We start from the raw sequence: 14,347 nt of genomic DNA on the forward strand, positions 1-14,347 counted from the left end.
CCGGGCGCATCACCCCTCATCCTCATCTTCGCGGCCGACCAGCGCGAGGGCGCGGGCGCGCATCTGGTGGGTCATGCACCAATGGAGCAGGGCTTCCTCCCGGCCATGGGTGATCCAGGTTTCTGCGGGGGCGACTTCGCGGATGGTGTCGGTCAGCTCGTCCCAGTCGGCATGGTCGGAAATCACCAGCGGCAATTCCACATTGCGTTGCCGGGCGCGCTGGCGGACGCGCATCCAGCCTGACGCCATGGCGGTGATGGGGTCGGGCAGGCGGCGGCTCCAGCGGTCATTGAGGGCGGAGGGTGGTGACAGGATGATGCGGCCGCGCATTTCTCCGGCGGGGAGGCCGGTTGCCGGGCGGAGATCGCCCAGGGGGACGCCGAACTGTTCGTAAAGGGCGCACATCCGCTCCAGCGCGCCGTGGATGTGGATCGGGTCGCGATGCCCCCTGGCGCGCAGTTCGCAGATCAGGCGCTGCGCCTTGCCAAGGGCATATGCGCCGACCAGGATGCAGCGTTCCGGATTGGCGTGCAGGGCCGCAAGCAGCCGGTCGACCTCGCTGCCCGTATCGGGATGGCGGAAGACGGGAAGGCCGAATGTCGCTTCGGTGACGAAGATGTCGCAGGGCACGGGTTCGAACGCCTTGCAGGTGGGATCGGGGCGGCGCTTGTAATCGCCGGTGACGACGATGCGTTCGCCCGCATGGGACAACAGGATCTGCGCTGAACCCAGCACATGGCCGGCGGGCACATAGCTGATCGTGACCCCGTTCATGCGGATCTCTTCGCCATAGGAGACCGCCGTGCCCGATGCGGTGCCGTAGCGCAGGGCCATGATCGCCAGGGTTTCCCGCGTCGCCCAGACATGGCCGTGCCCGCCGCGCGCATGGTCGGCATGGCCATGGGTGACGAGGGCGCGTTCCTGCGGGACGGAAGGATCGATCCAGGCATCCGCGGGGCGGACATAGATGCCGGTGGGGTGTGGTTCGATCCAGTGAGGCATTGCTGAGGAAGAAGGTGGAACGCGCCGCTTGGTTCCGCAAGGGCTTCATATTGTCGTAACCGGATCGTCACGGGGACGACATGCCATTGCCGTAAGCGCGCCCGGACGACCGATGGCGAGGAGGCGCGGCACATGGCATCTACGGCTCACCAGAATGTTATACGCGCGGTGCACCGGCATCGGCATCTGTCAAGGCAGGGGTTGTTGGAGCGGGCCTTCACCTTCGCCTTCCGGGGCCTTGTCTACGCGCAGATCTGGGAAGATCCGCAGGTCGACATGGAAGCGCTGGCGATCGGGCCGGACAGCCATGTCGTCACCATCGCTTCGGGCGGGTGCAATGTCCTGAGCTATCTGACGGCCAATCCCGCGAGGATCACCGCGGTCGACCTTAACACCGCGCATATCGCGCTCAACCGGCTGAAGCTGGCGGCGGCGCAGGCGCTGCCCGACCATGAGGCGTTCCATCGCTTCTTCGCCAGGGCGGACAGCAAGGAGAATGTGGCGGCTTATCGCGCCTTCGTCGCGCCTGTGCTGGACGATGCGACGCGGCGCTATTGGGAAGGGCGGGATTTCATCGGGCGTCGGCGGATCGGCGGCTTTGCGCGGGGGATCTACCGGCATGGGCTGCTCGGGCGCTTTATCGGTGCGGCACATCTGCTGGCGCGGCTGCATGGCGTCGATCCGCGCCGGATGCTGGACGCGAAGTCGCGCGAGGAGCAGCGGGCGATCTTCGAAACAGAATTGGTGCCGGTGTTCGACAGCGCGTTCATGCGGTGGCTGACGAGCCAGCCTGCTTCGCTCTTCGGCCTTGGCATTCCGCCCGCGCAATATGAGGCGCTGGCCGGGGACGAGCGGATGGACAGCGTGCTGAAGGCGCGGCTGGAGAAGCTGGCCTGCGGTTTCGACCTCAAGGACAACTATTTTGCGGTGCAGGCCTTTGGACGCGGTTATGCCGGCGGGACTGGCCCCTTGCCGCCCTATTTGCAGGCGGCGAACCATGCAGCCGTGGTGGAACGGGCCGGGCGGGTGGACGTCCGGCATGGGAATTTCACCGACTTCCTGGCGTCGCAGCAAGCCGGGTCGGCGGATCGCTACATCCTGCTCGACGCGCAGGACTGGATGGATGATGCACAGTTGAATGCGCTCTGGGCGCAGATCACGCGGACGGCCAGGCCCGGTGCGCGGGTGCTGTTCCGGACGGCGGGCGAGCCGAGCATCCTGCCGGGCCGGGTCGATGACGCGTTGCTGGCGCGCTGGGTCTATCGGGCCGGGGAATCACGCGACTATACGGCGCGGGATCGTTCGGCCATCTATGGCGGCGTCCACCTCTATGTGCTGGGCGACGCGTGATGACGGGCGGGCATGGGGGGCTGATGGACAGCGTCTATCGGCGCCAGCGGCATATTTATGACCTTTCCCGCAAATTCTACCTGCTGGGGCGCGATGCTCTGATTGCCGATCTGACCCCGCCGGCCGGTGGGGCGGTGCTGGAGATTGGTTGCGGCACCGGGCGCAACCTGATCGCCGTGGGCAAGGCCTGGCCGGAAGCGCGGCTTTACGGGGTCGACATATCCGAAGCGATGCTGAAGACGGCGCGGAAGGCCGTGATGAAGGCGGGGCTGGCGGATCGCGTCGTGCTGGCGCAGGGCGATGCCTGCGCTTTCGATGCAGGGGCGCTGTTCGGGCGGGAGCGGTTCGAGCGGGTGTTCATCAGCTATGCGCTGTCGATGATACCGGATTGGGAAAGCGCTTTGCGGCAGGCCGCAGGGTGCGTGGCGCCGGGCGGCAGGCTGGAATTTGTCGATTTCGGGCAACAGGATGATCTGCCGGGCTTCTGGAGGCGCGCCCTGTTCGGATGGCTCGCCCGATTCCATGTGTCGCCGCGGGCGGGACTGGGGCAGGCGATCGGAAGAGTGGCGGCGGACCTGGGCGGCTTTCCGCATAGCCGGAGCCTGTATCGGGGCTATGCGGTCAGGGGCAGGTTGATCCGGCTGTGAATCTTGGAAGGTGACCGTTCAGGCCGCCTTCCTGAATTCCAGTTCCAGACGATCCCAGATTTCCACCAGGGCATCGACCAGTTCGCGCATCATCGCTTCGCTGTGCGCCGGTCCCGGCGTGAAGCGCAGGCGTTCCGTGCCGCGCGGCACGGTGGGGTAATTGATCGGCTGCACATAGGCGCCATATTCCGCGAGCAAAATGTCGCTGATCCGCTTCGCCTTGACCGGATCGCCCACCATCAGCGGGACGATGTGCGTCACCGATGGCATGACCGGCAGGCCGGCTTCGGCCATCAGGCGCTTCAGGGTCGCGGCGGACGCCTGCTGGCCTTCGCGTTCCTCGCTCGACTGCTTGAGGTGGCGCACGCTGGCCAGCACGCCGGCCACGAGTACCGGGGAGAGGGAGGTGGTGAAGATGAAGCCCGGCGCATAGCTGCGGATCACGTCCACGATCATCTGGTCGGCGGCGATATAGCCGCCCATGACGCCGAACGCCTTGCCCAGCGTGCCTTCGATGATGGTCAGACGATGTGCGACATCATCGCGTTCCGAAATGCCGCCGCCGCGCGGGCCGTACATGCCGACTGCATGAACCTCGTCCAGATAGGTGAGCGCGTTGAATTCGTCCGCCAGGTCGCAGATCGCCGCTATCGGGGCGACGTCGCCGTCCATCGAATAGACGCTTTCAAAGGCAATCAGCTTGGGCACGTCGGGATCTTCGGCGGCGAGAAGTTCGCGCAGATGGTCGACGTCATTGTGGCGGAAGACGCGCTTTTCGCAGCCCGAATTGCGGATGCCCGCGATCATCGAGGCGTGGTTCAGTTCGTCGGAGAAGATGATGCAGCCGGGCAGGATCCGGGCGAGGGTAGAGAGCGTCGCTTCATTCGAGACATAGCCCGAAGTGAACAGCAGCGCGCCTTCCTTGCCGTGCAGGTCGGCCAGTTCCGCCTCCAGATCCACATGATAATGGGTGTTGCCGCCGATATTGCGGGTGCCGCCGGAGCCTGCGCCGACATCGTGCAGCGCCTCTTCCATCGCGGCGACGACCTTGGGGTGCTGGCCCATGGCGAGATAGTCGTTGGAACACCAGACGGTGATGGGCTTTGGCCCATTATGGCCGTGGAAGCAGCGGGCGTTGGGGAAGGCGCCCTTGTTGCGCAGGATGTCGATGAAAACGCGATAACGGCCTTCGCTATGCAGCCGGTCGATCGCCTGCGTGAAGATGTGCTTGTAGTTCACCTGAAAGCCCAGTCCCTATTCCCGCTTCCCCTCTTTCGAGGGGCATTTACCTGCTGTGTCCGCCCATTACCAGTGATAAACGTTCGCAGCCTTAGGGAGAATTACCTATCACACTGATAGAAAGGCTTGCGATTGGACCAAAGGTCCACCCGTTTCAAAGGCCCTCCATCCGCTGCAGCCCATAGCCGGCAAGCGCGGCGCGCAGAGGTTCGACGCCCTGGTCCAGCCGCGTGAACAGCGCTGTTCCGGGGGACGGGGCGGACGGCCATTCCTGCCCCACTGTCAGGTAGGCGATGCGGCGCGCAATGCCCTCACCCCCATGCACGAAGCGGAGCGGGCGCGGCGATGCGGCGGCCAGTTCGGCCTCTACCAGCGGAAAATGCGTGCAGGCGAGGACCACTATGTCCATCCTGTCGCCGCCGGGCTGATCGAGCAGGCCGGCCAGCGCGTCGCGCGCTATGGCGGGATCGAGCGGTTCGCCGCGCAATTTCGCCTCGGCAAGCTGGACCAGCGCGGCCGACCCATGGCGCAGGACCGTGCAATCGGCGCCATGTTCGGCCGCGAGCCGGTCGACATAGGGCTGGCGCACCGTGGCGTCCGTGCCAAGCACGCCGAAGACGCGGCTTTGGGACAGCAGGGCGGCGGGCTTGATCGCCGGCACCGTGCCGACGACGGGAATGTCGAGCGCCGCGCGCACCGCCGGCAGCGCGATGGTGGAGGCGGTGTTGCAGGCGATGACGGCCAGTCGCGGGCGGTATCGTTCCACCAGCCGGCCCAGCAGGGCGGGAACGCGGGCGGCGATTTCCGCCTCGCTCTTGGTTCCATAGGGGAATCCTGCACTGTCGGCCGCATAGACGACCGGCGCGTTGGGCAGTGCGGCGCGTGCCGGGCCAAGGATGGAAAGCCCGCCGACGCCGGAATCGAAGAACAGCAGGGGTGCATGGGGTGCGACGGTCATTATGCCCGATATGTCGCGACGTCCGGCATTCCTGTCAACGGGCGGCCTGTCAACGGCTGGGCTGTCAACGGGCGGCCTTTCATCGGGCGGCTGCCCAGGCCGGGTTCCGGTGTGTGCAAGGCGCCCCTCCAAGGGTTGCCCGGCGCGCCGGGAACGCTATGGTCGCGCCGCAACCATAATGGCGAGATCATGACTCCTCCCTGGCTACTTCCCGCATTCGTCCTGCTGATCGGTTATCTGCTGGGTTCCATTCCCTTCGGCCTGCTGCTGACGCGCGTCACCGGCGCGGGCGACCTGCGCAAGATCGGGTCGGGGAATATCGGCGCGACCAATGTGCTGCGGACGGGGCGCAAGGGGCTGGCGGCGGCGACGCTGCTGCTCGACCTGCTGAAGGGCGCGGCGGCGGTGCTGATCGGTTCGGCGCTGATCGAGGGCGGTGGGCCGATGGCGGGCGCCATGGCCTTTATCGGCCATTGCTATCCGGTCTGGCTCCGTTTTGCCGGTGGCAAGGGCGTGGCGACGATGATGGGCGTGGTGACGGCGCTGTACTGGCCGGCGGGAATCGTCTTCGCGGTCGTGTGGCTGGGGGCGCTATTCGGGACGAAATGGTCCTCCGTCGGCGGCATGTCGGCGGCGGTGAGCGCGCCTGTCGCCATGTGCTGTTTTGGCCGGATCGACCTGGTTCCCGTCGCGCTGGCGCTCGCGCTGATCGTGCTATGGCGGCATCGGGCGAATATCGCGCGGCTTGCCAGGGGGACGGAGCCGAAGGTCGGTGCTTCGAAAAAGGCTGTGGCCGGGGAATGAGCGAGCAGGAGCGGTTCAACCGCCTGCGCCTGATCCGTTCGCCGCGCATCGGCCCCGTGACATTCCGCCAGTTGATGGCGCGCTTCGGCACGGCGGGAGAGGCCTTGCGCGCCGTGCCGGACATGGCGGCGCGGGGCGGGGGCAAGGCGAGCATCATCGACGCGCAGATCGTCGAACAGGAAATTGCGCGCAGCCGGGCGGCTGGCGCGCGCTATCTCATCATCGGCGATGCCGATTATCCCTTCCTGCTGGACCAGATGGAAGGCGCGCCGCCGGCGCTGATCGTGCGCGGGCATGTGTCGCTGGCGGGGCGCGAATGCGTGGCGATGGTGGGCGCGCGCAATGCCTCCGCCGCGGCATGCCGTTTCGCCCGAACGCTGGCGCAGGAACTGGGGCAGCGAGGCGCCGTGGTGGTTTCGGGGCTGGCGCGGGGAATTGACACCGCCGCGCATCAGGGCGCGCTGGAAAGCGGCACCATCGCCGTCATCGCCTGCGGCATCGACATCGCCTTTCCGCCTGAAAATGCCGAGTTGCAGGAGCGGTTGGCGGAGGAAGGATTGCTGGTCACCGAGCATCCGCCGGGCACGCTGCCCCTGGCGCGGCAGTTTCCGGCGCGCAACAGGATCATCGCCGGGCTGGCGAGGGGCACCGTTGTCGTCGAGGCGGCGCCCAGGTCCGGTTCGCTGATCACGGCGCGGCTGGCGGGCGAGGCGGGGCGGGAGGTCATGGCCGTGCCCGGTTCCCCGCTCGATCCCCGCGCCCAGGGATGCAACCAGCTGATTCGGGAGGGCGCGGTGCTGATCCAGAGCGCGGCCGACGTGATCGAGGCGATCGGGGCCATCGATCCGCGCATGGTTCGCCAGCCGGGAAGCGATTTTTCGGGCGAGCCGCCGTCGGGCGACGTGGCCGATCGGGAGCGGGCGTCGATCGTCGCGCTGCTGGGTCCGGCGCCCGTGCCGGTGGACGAACTGATCCGCTTGTCCAGCCTTGGCCCCGCGGTCGTGCAGACGGTGCTGCTGGAACTGGAGCTTGCAGCGCGGCTGGAGCGGCATGCGGGGGGAAAGGTCAGCCTGTCCTGAGCGCGAGCGTTATGCCGCATGTTCGGATGCCCGCTGCATCGCGGCGGGTTGACGGGGGGCCAAAACAGCTTTCAGACTCGCGCGTGTACGTGAGAGACAATTTGAACCGGGGCATGAATGCAACTTGTCATCGTTGAATCGCCGGCCAAGGCGAAGACCATCGAAAAATATCTGGGCGGCGATTTCCACGTGCTGGCCAGCTATGGGCATATTCGCGACCTGCCGCCGAAGGACGGGTCGGTGGACCCCGACAACGGCTTTGCCATGAGTTGGGAAAATTATGGCGACAAGGGCAAGCAGCTGAAAGCCATAACCGATGAAGCCAGGAAGGCGACGCGCCTGATCCTGGCGACTGACCCTGATCGCGAAGGGGAGGCCATCAGCTGGCATGTGCAGGAGGTGCTGCGCGCCAGGAAGGCGCTGCCGCAGAAGGTCGACCGCGTCACCTTCAACGCGATCACCAAGCAGGCGGTGACGGACGCGATGGCGCAGCCGCGCGCGTTGGACGAGGATCTGATCGACGCCTATCGGGCGCGGCGGGCGCTGGATTATCTGGTGGGCTTTACCCTGTCGCCGGTGCTGTGGCGCAAGTTGCCGGGCGCCAAGTCGGCGGGGCGCGTGCAGTCGGTGGCGTTGCGGCTGGTGGTCGAGCGCGAACGCGAGATCGAGAGTTTCGTGCCGCAGGAATATTGGTCCGTCGCGGCCGAGATGGAGCAGGGCGGACAGGGCTTCACCGCCCGGCTCGTCAGGTGGCGCGGGGAGAAGATCGACCGGCTGACCATCGGCAGGGAAGGCGACGCCATGGCCGCGAAGGCGGATGTGGAGGCGGGGCGCTTCACCGTCGAGAAGGTCGAGACCAGGCCGGTTTCGCGCAACCCTCCGCCGCCGTTCACGACCTCGACGCTCCAGCAGGAGGCGGCGCGCAAGCTCGGCTTCTCGGCCAGCCATACGATGCGGGTCGCGCAGCAGCTCTATGAGGACGGCGCGATCACCTATATGCGTACCGACGGCGTGCAGATGGACGGCAGCGCCATTTCCGCCGCGCGCAAGGCGATCGCGGAGCGCTATGACGGCGGCTATCTGCCCGAAAAGCCGCGCCAATATCAGACCAAGGCCAAGAATGCCCAGGAAGCGCACGAAGCCATCCGTCCGACCGAATTTGGTCGTGAAAAGGTCGGTTCGGGCGATCATGCGCGGCTTTACGACCTGATCTTCAAGCGGGCGCTGGCAAGCCAGATGGCTTCGGCGCGCATGGAGCGGACCACCGTCGATCTGGTGGATGCGACCGGGCAACATGGGCTGCGCGCCACGGGTCAGGTGGTGATCTTCCCGGGATTCCTGGCGCTCTATGAAGAGGGCCGTGACGATCCAGAGCGCGGCTCCGGCAAACAGGCCTCCGCCGATGCCGAGGAGGATGACAGCAAGCTGCTGCCGCGCATGGTCGCGGGCGACGCGCCGGCGAAGAAGAAAGTGACGGCGGAGCAGCATTTCACCCAGCCGCCGCCGCGTTATTCGGAAGCGTCGCTGGTCAAGAAGCTGGAGGAACTGGGGATCGGGCGTCCGTCCACCTATGCCTCCACGCTTCAGGTGCTCAAGGACCGCGACTATGTGCGGGTGGAGAAGAACCGCTTCTTCGCCGAGGAGAGCGGGCGGCTGGTGACGGCCTTCCTCGAGCGTTTCTTCGAACGCTATGTCTCCTATGACTTCACCGCGGGGCTGGAAGAAGAACTGGACGATATTTCCGGCGGCCGCGCCCAGTGGCAGGCGGTGCTGGAAGCCTTCTGGCGCGACTTCAAGCCGAAGACCGCCGAGGTGATGGAGCAGAAGCCGTCCGACATCACGGCGGAGCTGGACAAGTTCCTGGAGCCGATGCTGTTTCCGCCCAGGGCCGACGGCAGCAATCCGCGCGCCTGCCCCATGTGCGGCGACGGGCAGTTGGCGCTCCGTGGTGGACGCTTTGGGGCGTTCATTGCCTGCTCCAACTATCCCGAGTGCAAATATACGCGGAAGTTCGGCCAGCCGGGCGGCAAGGAAGGCGACGAGGATACGGGTCCGGAGGTGCTGGGCAAGCATCCGGAGACCGGGCAGGACATCGTCCGGAAATCCGGGCGTTTCGGCCCCTATATCGAGATGGGCGAGGGGAAGGAGGCCAAGCGCGGTTCCATTCCCAAGGACCTGCCCGATGGCGAGATGACGCTGGATTGGGCCGTGAAGCTGTTGAGCCTGCCCCGCGAGGTCGGGCTGCATCCGGAGACGGGCAAGCCGATCGTGGCCAATATCGGGCGTTTCGGCCCCTATTTGCTGCATGACGGCAAATATGGCCGCCTGTCATCGACCGCCGAGATTTTCGAGGTGGGGATGAACAGCGCCGTCGCCAAGCTGGCCGACGCGGCGAACAAGGGCGGACGGGGGGCTTCCTCGCGGGAGCCGTTGAAGGTGCTTGGCAAGCATCCGCGCACGGAGGCCGAGATCAAGCTGATGGCGGGGCGCTATGGCTCTTATGTGACCGATGGCACGACCAATGCGACCTTGCCCAAGACGATCGAGCAGGATTCCTTGACGCTGGAGGAGGCGGCGCAGCTGATCGACGCGCGGGCTGCGGCGGCGCCGGCGAAGAAGGGGAAGAAGGCTCCGGCGAAAAAGGGTGCGGCCAAGAAGCCTGCTGCGAAAAAGGCGCCTGCGAAGAAGAAGGTGGCGGCGGAATAGCCATCCTTCAAGCGAGGCGCGACGTGCTCCTGCCCGCGCAGGAGCACGTCGCATTATTGGATGGATTCACTCCACCCAATCCAGACCGATGTCGCGGTAGATGAAGCGGTCATCCTCCCAATCCTCCTTCACCTTGACGTGGAGGTAGAGATGGACCTTGACGCCCAGCAGGCTGGCCAGTTCGGCGCGCGCCTTTGATCCGATTTCCTTGAGGCGCTGACCGCCCTTGCCCAGCACGATCGCGCGCTGGCTGGGGCGGCCGACCAGTATCTGCTGGTGGATTTCGACCGAACCGTCCTCGCGCTCGCTATATTTTTCGGTGTCCACTGCGGCGGCATAGGGCAGTTCGGCATGGAGTTGGTGATAGAGCTGTTCGCGGGTGATCTCGGCGGCCAGCATGCGATCGGTGGCGTCGGAAACCTGATCCTCAGGGAAATGCCAGGGGCCTTCCGGCATGGCCCTGGCAAAGGCGGCCTTGAGTTCGGGAAGGCCATCGCCGGTGGCGGCGCTGACGAAAAATGTCTCGGCGATATCGAGCTGCTCATAGAGCTTCTGGGTGTGGACCAGCAGCTTTTCCTTGATGGCGATATCGACCTTGTTGAGGATCAGCCATTTCTTTTCCGGGCGGGCGGCGAGGGCGGAAATGATCGGTTCCATCTTGGCGCCCAGCCCGGCCTTGCCGTCGACGACCAGCGCGATCAGGTCAGCGCCCTGCGCGCCGCCCCAGGCGGCCTGCACCATGGCGCGGTCCAGCCGGCGTCTGGGCGCGAAGATGCCGGGCGTGTCGACCAGCACCATCTGTGCCGCTCCCTCGATCGCGACGCCCATGACGCGGGTCCGGGTGGTCTGCGCCTTGGGGCTGGTAATTGCCACTTTCTGGCCGACAAGGGCATTTACCAGCGTCGATTTGCCCGCATTGGGGGCGCCGACGATGGCGATTACGCCGCAACGTTGATTGTCGAGATCGATCGTCAAACAAGAACTCCGTTCACCCGGCGCCTTTCGCCGGGCTTCTTTCCTACCGTAAAATCAGGCTTTGGGACAGGATCAGCCGCCCAGCTTTTCCAACAGGGCCTTTGCCGCCGCCGTTTCCGCTTCCTGCTTGGAACCGCCCGATGCGCTTGCCTCGCCCGCGCCCCTGATGCTGACGGTGACCGTGAATTTCAGGGCGTGGTGCGGGCCGGAGCGGTCGGTCATCGCATATTCCGGCGGCTTGCGCTTGTTGGCGGCCGCCCATTCCTGAAGAGCGGATTTGGGGTGTTTGGGCGCGCTCGCCTGGGTATCGACGCGGTCGGCCCAGAGGCGGCGAACCAAGGCGCGGACTTCCTCCAGCCCGCCTTCCAGATAGAGCGCGCCGATCAGCGCCTCCATGACGTCGCCCAGGACATTGTCGCTGTCCGCCGCGCCATCGTCGCGGGCCTGCTTTCCCAGCACCAGATGAGCGGGAACCCCGGCGCTGCGGGCGACGTCGGCGCAGGTCTCGCCCGATACCAGGGCGTTGAAGCGGCGGGAGAGCTTGCCTTCCGGTTCGCCGGAAAAGCGGTCATAGAGCCATTCTGCGACCAGCAGGCCGAGTATGCGGTCGCCAAGAAATTCCAGCCGTTCGTAATTCACCGCACTGGCGCTGCCATGGGTCAGCGCCTGATCGAAGGCGGCCGGATCCCGCGGCGTGCGGCCGATCAGGGTCTTGAGCCAGCCTTCGGTGTCCGGTTTCGTCAAAAGCCTTCCCCGATCCGGCTCCAGCGCGCGGCGGTGAACCATGTCCAGGGCAGCAGCCAGTTCGCGCTGCCGTCGGTCGAGAAGACGGAGACCATCGCCTTCCCCACCAGATTTTCCTCCGGCACAAGGCCGATGCCGCCGCCTTCGACCGCCGGGAAGCGGCTGTCCGCGCTGCGATCCCGATTGTCGCCCATCATGAAGAGATGGCCTTCCGGCACGACCACCGTGTCGCGGTCGTCGGCCGCGCCGTCCGGCACCAGGTCAAGCACATTGTAGCTTTTGCCGCCCGGCAGTGTCTCCCGATATTGGGGATAGCGGCACTGGCGCCCGCCATCGGGTGCGGCTTCCTCGAACTTCGGGCGGTAGCAGGGGGAGGGACTGCCTTCCTTTTCCGCCGCGTCGACCATATTGGGGGTGACGGGTATGACGAGGTCGGCCACCTTCTGCTTGGGAATCGCCTGGCCGTTCAGATAGACGGTGCCGCCGCGTACCGAGATCATGTCGCCGGGCAGACCGATGACGCGCTTGATATAGTCGTTCTTCTGGTTTGGCGGCGCCTTGAACACCACCACGTCGCCGCGATGGGGCGTGGATGCGAAGATGCGGCCGGGGATCAGCGGGATGCCGAAGGGCAGGGAATAGCGCGAATAGCCATAGGGCCATTTCGCCACCAGCAGATAATCCCCGATCAGCAGGCGCGGCTGCATCGATTCCGACGGGATGTTGAAGGGCGATACGATGAAGCTGCGAAGGACGAAGACGAACACCGCCAGCTTTGCGAGAAACCAGAGGAAATCCCGCGTTTCGGATTTTGCGCTCATGCTTTGGTCGTCTTTTCCTTCATTTCGCCCTGAAAACAGGCCGTCGCGGCTTTTGCGGGTTAGTAAAGCCGCCGTCAAGCGCGCTAGAGCGCGTCGCGTCAAATCCGACTCATCCAGCGCGTTCTATTCTTTTGATGTCGCATCGTTTTTGCGCAAAACCGGTTCCCGCTTCTGCGCACGATGCTCCAGGATGGATCGCCATTCAGCGCTGACGGCCCGCACATGATGATTTGCCGCGCTTCCGATGTTCCTATGCTGCACGAAAAACCGCCATTTTTCGGTTCGTCATCCTATGAAAGGCAACCTTTTTCGACGACCGGGAGATCGTCACCCGATAGACCCTTGCCGCCTGATTTTTCCTGCTTGACGGTGCAATAGCGGAACGACTTGGCTAGGATGGCAAGAATCGACAGGTGCAGCGTCGGTGTCGACCAACAGCGAAACAAGAGGATATTCCCAATGCCCAGCCCTGCACTGGCAGCGCTTTCGGCTCTTCCCCAGGCTGATCTGAAGTCCATCTTCACGACCGATCCCGACCGGTTGAGCAAATTCACCCTGACGCACGGGCCGATCCGCTTCGACTGGTCGAAGACGCACCTGACCGACGAATTGTTCGACGGTTTCCTGAAGCTGGCGGAGGAACAGGGCTTTGCCGCGCAGCGTGACGCCCTGTTCGCGGGCGAGGCGGTGAACAACACGGAAGGGCGCGCCGCCGAACATCCCGCCGAGCGGGGCGAGGGCAATGCGGACAGCGTGGTGCGGGCCAAGATGTTCCATGCGCGGATGCGCGCGCTGATCGATGCGATCGAGGGCGAGGCGCTGGGGCCGATCCGGCACATCCTGCACATCGGCATCGGCGGATCGGCGCTGGGCCCCGACCTGATCATCGACGCCTTGGGCGGGGACGGCGCGCGCTACGATGTCGCGATCGTCTCCAATGTGGACGGCACCGCCATGGAACGGGCGATTTCGCGTTTCGACCCGGAAGCGACGCTGATCGCTGTGGCGTCCAAGACCTTCACCACGACCGAAACCATGCTGAACGCGGCGAGCGCGATCAACTGGATGGTCGAGGCGGGCGTGGAAGACCCTTATGGCCGGGTGATCGCGCTGACGGCGGCGCCGGACCGGGCGATCGAATGGGGCGTGGACGAAACCCGCGTGCTGCCCTTTGCCGAAAGCGTGGGCGGGCGTTATTCGCTGTGGTCGTCCATTGGTTTTCCGGCGGCGCTGGCGTTGGGCTGGGACGCTTTCGAGAGCCTGCTGGAAGGGGCGGCGGCGATGGACCGGCATTTCCGCCTGTCCGATCCCAAGGCCAATGCGCCTTTGATCGCGGCCTTTGTCGATCAATATTATGCACGGGTGCTGGGTTGCCAGACGCGCGCGCTGTTCGCCTATGACGAGCGGTTGCGGCTGCTGCCCTCCTATCTCCAGCAACTGGAAATGGAGAGCAACGGCAAGAGCGTGACGCGGGACGGCCAGCCGGTGGACGGTCCCACGGCGCCGATCACCTGGGGCGGCGTCGGCACGGACGCGCAGCATGCGGTGTTCCAGTTGCTGCACCAGGGTACGATCCTGACGCCGGTCGAATTCATCGCCTCGATCGAGCCGGGCCATGCGCTTGATCCCGCGCATCACCGCGCGCTGCTGGTGAACTGCTTTGCCCAGGGCGCGGCCCTGATGCGGGGCAAGGACAATGCGGCCGATCCGGCACGGGCCTATCCCGGCAATCGTCCTTCGACCACGATCCTGCTGAATGACGTGACGCCGGAGGTGCTGGGCGCCCTGATCGCCTTCTACGAGCATCGGACCTTTGCCAATGCGGTGCTGATGGGGATCAATCCCTTCGACCAGTTCGGGGTGGAACTGGGCAAGGAGATTGCCAGGTCCATCGAGGCGGAGGGGCCGAGGGGGTTCGATCCCTCGACCATGGCGCTTATCGACATCGCGCTGGGCGGTGTTTGACGATCGGGTCTTTCCGGTTTCGGGAAGCAAGAAGCATTTGTAACTCCGCTGGCGAAG

Annotated in this window: 12 protein-coding genes; 6 read left to right on the forward strand and 6 right to left on the reverse strand. The window is 65.4% G+C overall.

The features are described 5' to 3' along the window. Window positions 1-9 precede the first annotated feature (9 nt). Window positions 10-1,002, reverse strand: a complete 993-nt coding sequence (locus tag MRBLMA1_RS02260) for a ligase-associated DNA damage response exonuclease (RefSeq protein ID WP_363734780.1) — start codon at window positions 1,000-1,002, stop codon at window positions 10-12. A 132-nt stretch (window positions 1,003-1,134) separates the two neighbouring features. Here MRBLMA1_RS02260 and MRBLMA1_RS02265 point away from each other — a divergent pair, with 132 nt between their 5' ends. Both MRBLMA1_RS02265 and MRBLMA1_RS02270 read left to right on the forward strand, forming a co-directional pair. Next, window positions 1,135-2,352, forward strand: a complete 1,218-nt coding sequence (locus tag MRBLMA1_RS02265) for a DUF3419 family protein (protein ID WP_363734781.1) — start codon at window positions 1,135-1,137, stop codon at window positions 2,350-2,352. Continuing rightward, the gene (locus MRBLMA1_RS02270) at window positions 2,352-2,999 is read left to right on the forward strand and encodes a class I SAM-dependent methyltransferase (protein WP_363734782.1); all 648 of its coding nucleotides are present in this window, start codon (window positions 2,352-2,354) and stop codon (window positions 2,997-2,999) included. Before MRBLMA1_RS02265 ends, MRBLMA1_RS02270 begins: the two co-directional genes overlap by 1 nt. Window positions 3,000-3,017: 18 nt before the next feature. On the opposite strand, the gene hemA is transcribed toward MRBLMA1_RS02270, so the two are convergent. Beyond that, window positions 3,018-4,238, reverse strand: coding sequence for a 5-aminolevulinate synthase (gene hemA, locus MRBLMA1_RS02275; protein WP_363734783.1), 1,221 nt, complete (start codon window positions 4,236-4,238; stop codon window positions 3,018-3,020). A 154-nt stretch (window positions 4,239-4,392) separates the two neighbouring features. Then, window positions 4,393-5,196, reverse strand: coding sequence for a glutamate racemase (murI, locus tag MRBLMA1_RS02280; RefSeq protein ID WP_363734784.1), 804 nt, complete (start codon window positions 5,194-5,196; stop codon window positions 4,393-4,395). A 189-nt stretch (window positions 5,197-5,385) separates the two neighbouring features. Here murI and plsY point away from each other — a divergent pair, with 189 nt between their 5' ends. The 3 genes from plsY to topA all read left to right on the forward strand — a co-directional run bounded on the left by plsY (window position 5,386) and on the right by topA (window position 9,785). Then, window positions 5,386-6,000 (forward strand): glycerol-3-phosphate 1-O-acyltransferase PlsY, encoded by a 615-nt coding sequence (gene plsY, locus MRBLMA1_RS02285; RefSeq protein ID WP_363735379.1) that lies wholly within the window; start codon window positions 5,386-5,388, stop codon window positions 5,998-6,000. Next, window positions 5,997-7,079, forward strand: a complete 1,083-nt coding sequence (dprA, locus tag MRBLMA1_RS02290; protein ID WP_363734785.1) for a DNA-processing protein DprA — start codon at window positions 5,997-5,999, stop codon at window positions 7,077-7,079. The genes plsY and dprA overlap by 4 nt, the downstream gene beginning before the upstream one ends. A 117-nt stretch (window positions 7,080-7,196) precedes the next feature. Further along, a complete protein-coding gene (topA, locus tag MRBLMA1_RS02295; RefSeq protein WP_363734786.1) occupies window positions 7,197-9,785 on the forward strand; it encodes a type I DNA topoisomerase in 2,589 nt (862 codons plus the stop codon). 66 nt (window positions 9,786-9,851) lie between these two features. On the opposite strand, the gene era is transcribed toward topA, so the two are convergent. The 3 genes from era to lepB form a co-directional block, all read right to left on the reverse strand. Next, entirely contained in the window at window positions 9,852-10,760 is a 909-nt protein-coding gene (gene era, locus MRBLMA1_RS02300; protein WP_363734787.1) for a GTPase Era, read from the reverse strand. A 72-nt stretch (window positions 10,761-10,832) separates the two neighbouring features. Continuing rightward, window positions 10,833-11,546, reverse strand: a complete 714-nt coding sequence (rnc, locus tag MRBLMA1_RS02305) for a ribonuclease III (RefSeq protein WP_363734788.1) — start codon at window positions 11,544-11,546, stop codon at window positions 10,833-10,835. Then, a complete protein-coding gene (gene lepB, locus MRBLMA1_RS02310) occupies window positions 11,501-12,325 on the reverse strand; it encodes a signal peptidase I (RefSeq protein ID WP_133652043.1) in 825 nt (274 codons plus the stop codon). The genes rnc and lepB overlap by 46 nt, the downstream gene beginning before the upstream one ends. A gap of 459 nt (window positions 12,326-12,784) precedes the next feature. On the opposite strand from lepB, the gene pgi reads away from it, so the two are divergent. Beyond that, window positions 12,785-14,290, forward strand: coding sequence for a glucose-6-phosphate isomerase (gene pgi / locus MRBLMA1_RS02315; RefSeq protein ID WP_363734789.1), 1,506 nt, complete (start codon window positions 12,785-12,787; stop codon window positions 14,288-14,290). The last annotated feature ends 57 nt before the right edge of the window (window positions 14,291-14,347 follow it).

The organism is Sphingobium sp. LMA1-1-1.1 (genome assembly GCF_040676365.1).
Taxonomy (GTDB): domain Bacteria; phylum Pseudomonadota; class Alphaproteobacteria; order Sphingomonadales; family Sphingomonadaceae; genus Sphingobium.

Excerpts from the sequence above, each read along its gene's own strand:
- rnc (WP_363734788.1), bottom strand. The coding sequence starts at position 11,546 with ATGGTTCACCGCCGCGCGCTGGAGCCGGATCGGGGAAGGCTTTTGACG.
- murI (WP_363734784.1), bottom strand. The coding sequence starts at position 5,196 with ATGACCGTCGCACCCCATGCACCCCTGCTGTTCTTCGATTCCGGCGTC.
- topA (WP_363734786.1), top strand. The coding sequence starts at position 7,197 with ATGCAACTTGTCATCGTTGAATCGCCGGCCAAGGCGAAGACCATCGAA.
- MRBLMA1_RS02265 (WP_363734781.1), top strand. The coding sequence starts at position 1,135 with ATGGCATCTACGGCTCACCAGAATGTTATACGCGCGGTGCACCGGCAT.
- MRBLMA1_RS02260 (WP_363734780.1), bottom strand. The coding sequence starts at position 1,002 with ATGCCTCACTGGATCGAACCACACCCCACCGGCATCTATGTCCGCCCC.
- lepB (WP_133652043.1), bottom strand. The coding sequence starts at position 12,325 with ATGAGCGCAAAATCCGAAACGCGGGATTTCCTCTGGTTTCTCGCAAAG.
- dprA (WP_363734785.1), top strand. The coding sequence starts at position 5,997 with ATGAGCGAGCAGGAGCGGTTCAACCGCCTGCGCCTGATCCGTTCGCCG.
- plsY (WP_363735379.1), top strand. The coding sequence starts at position 5,386 with ATGACTCCTCCCTGGCTACTTCCCGCATTCGTCCTGCTGATCGGTTAT.
- MRBLMA1_RS02270 (WP_363734782.1), top strand. The coding sequence starts at position 2,352 with ATGACGGGCGGGCATGGGGGGCTGATGGACAGCGTCTATCGGCGCCAG.
- pgi (WP_363734789.1), top strand. The coding sequence starts at position 12,785 with ATGCCCAGCCCTGCACTGGCAGCGCTTTCGGCTCTTCCCCAGGCTGAT.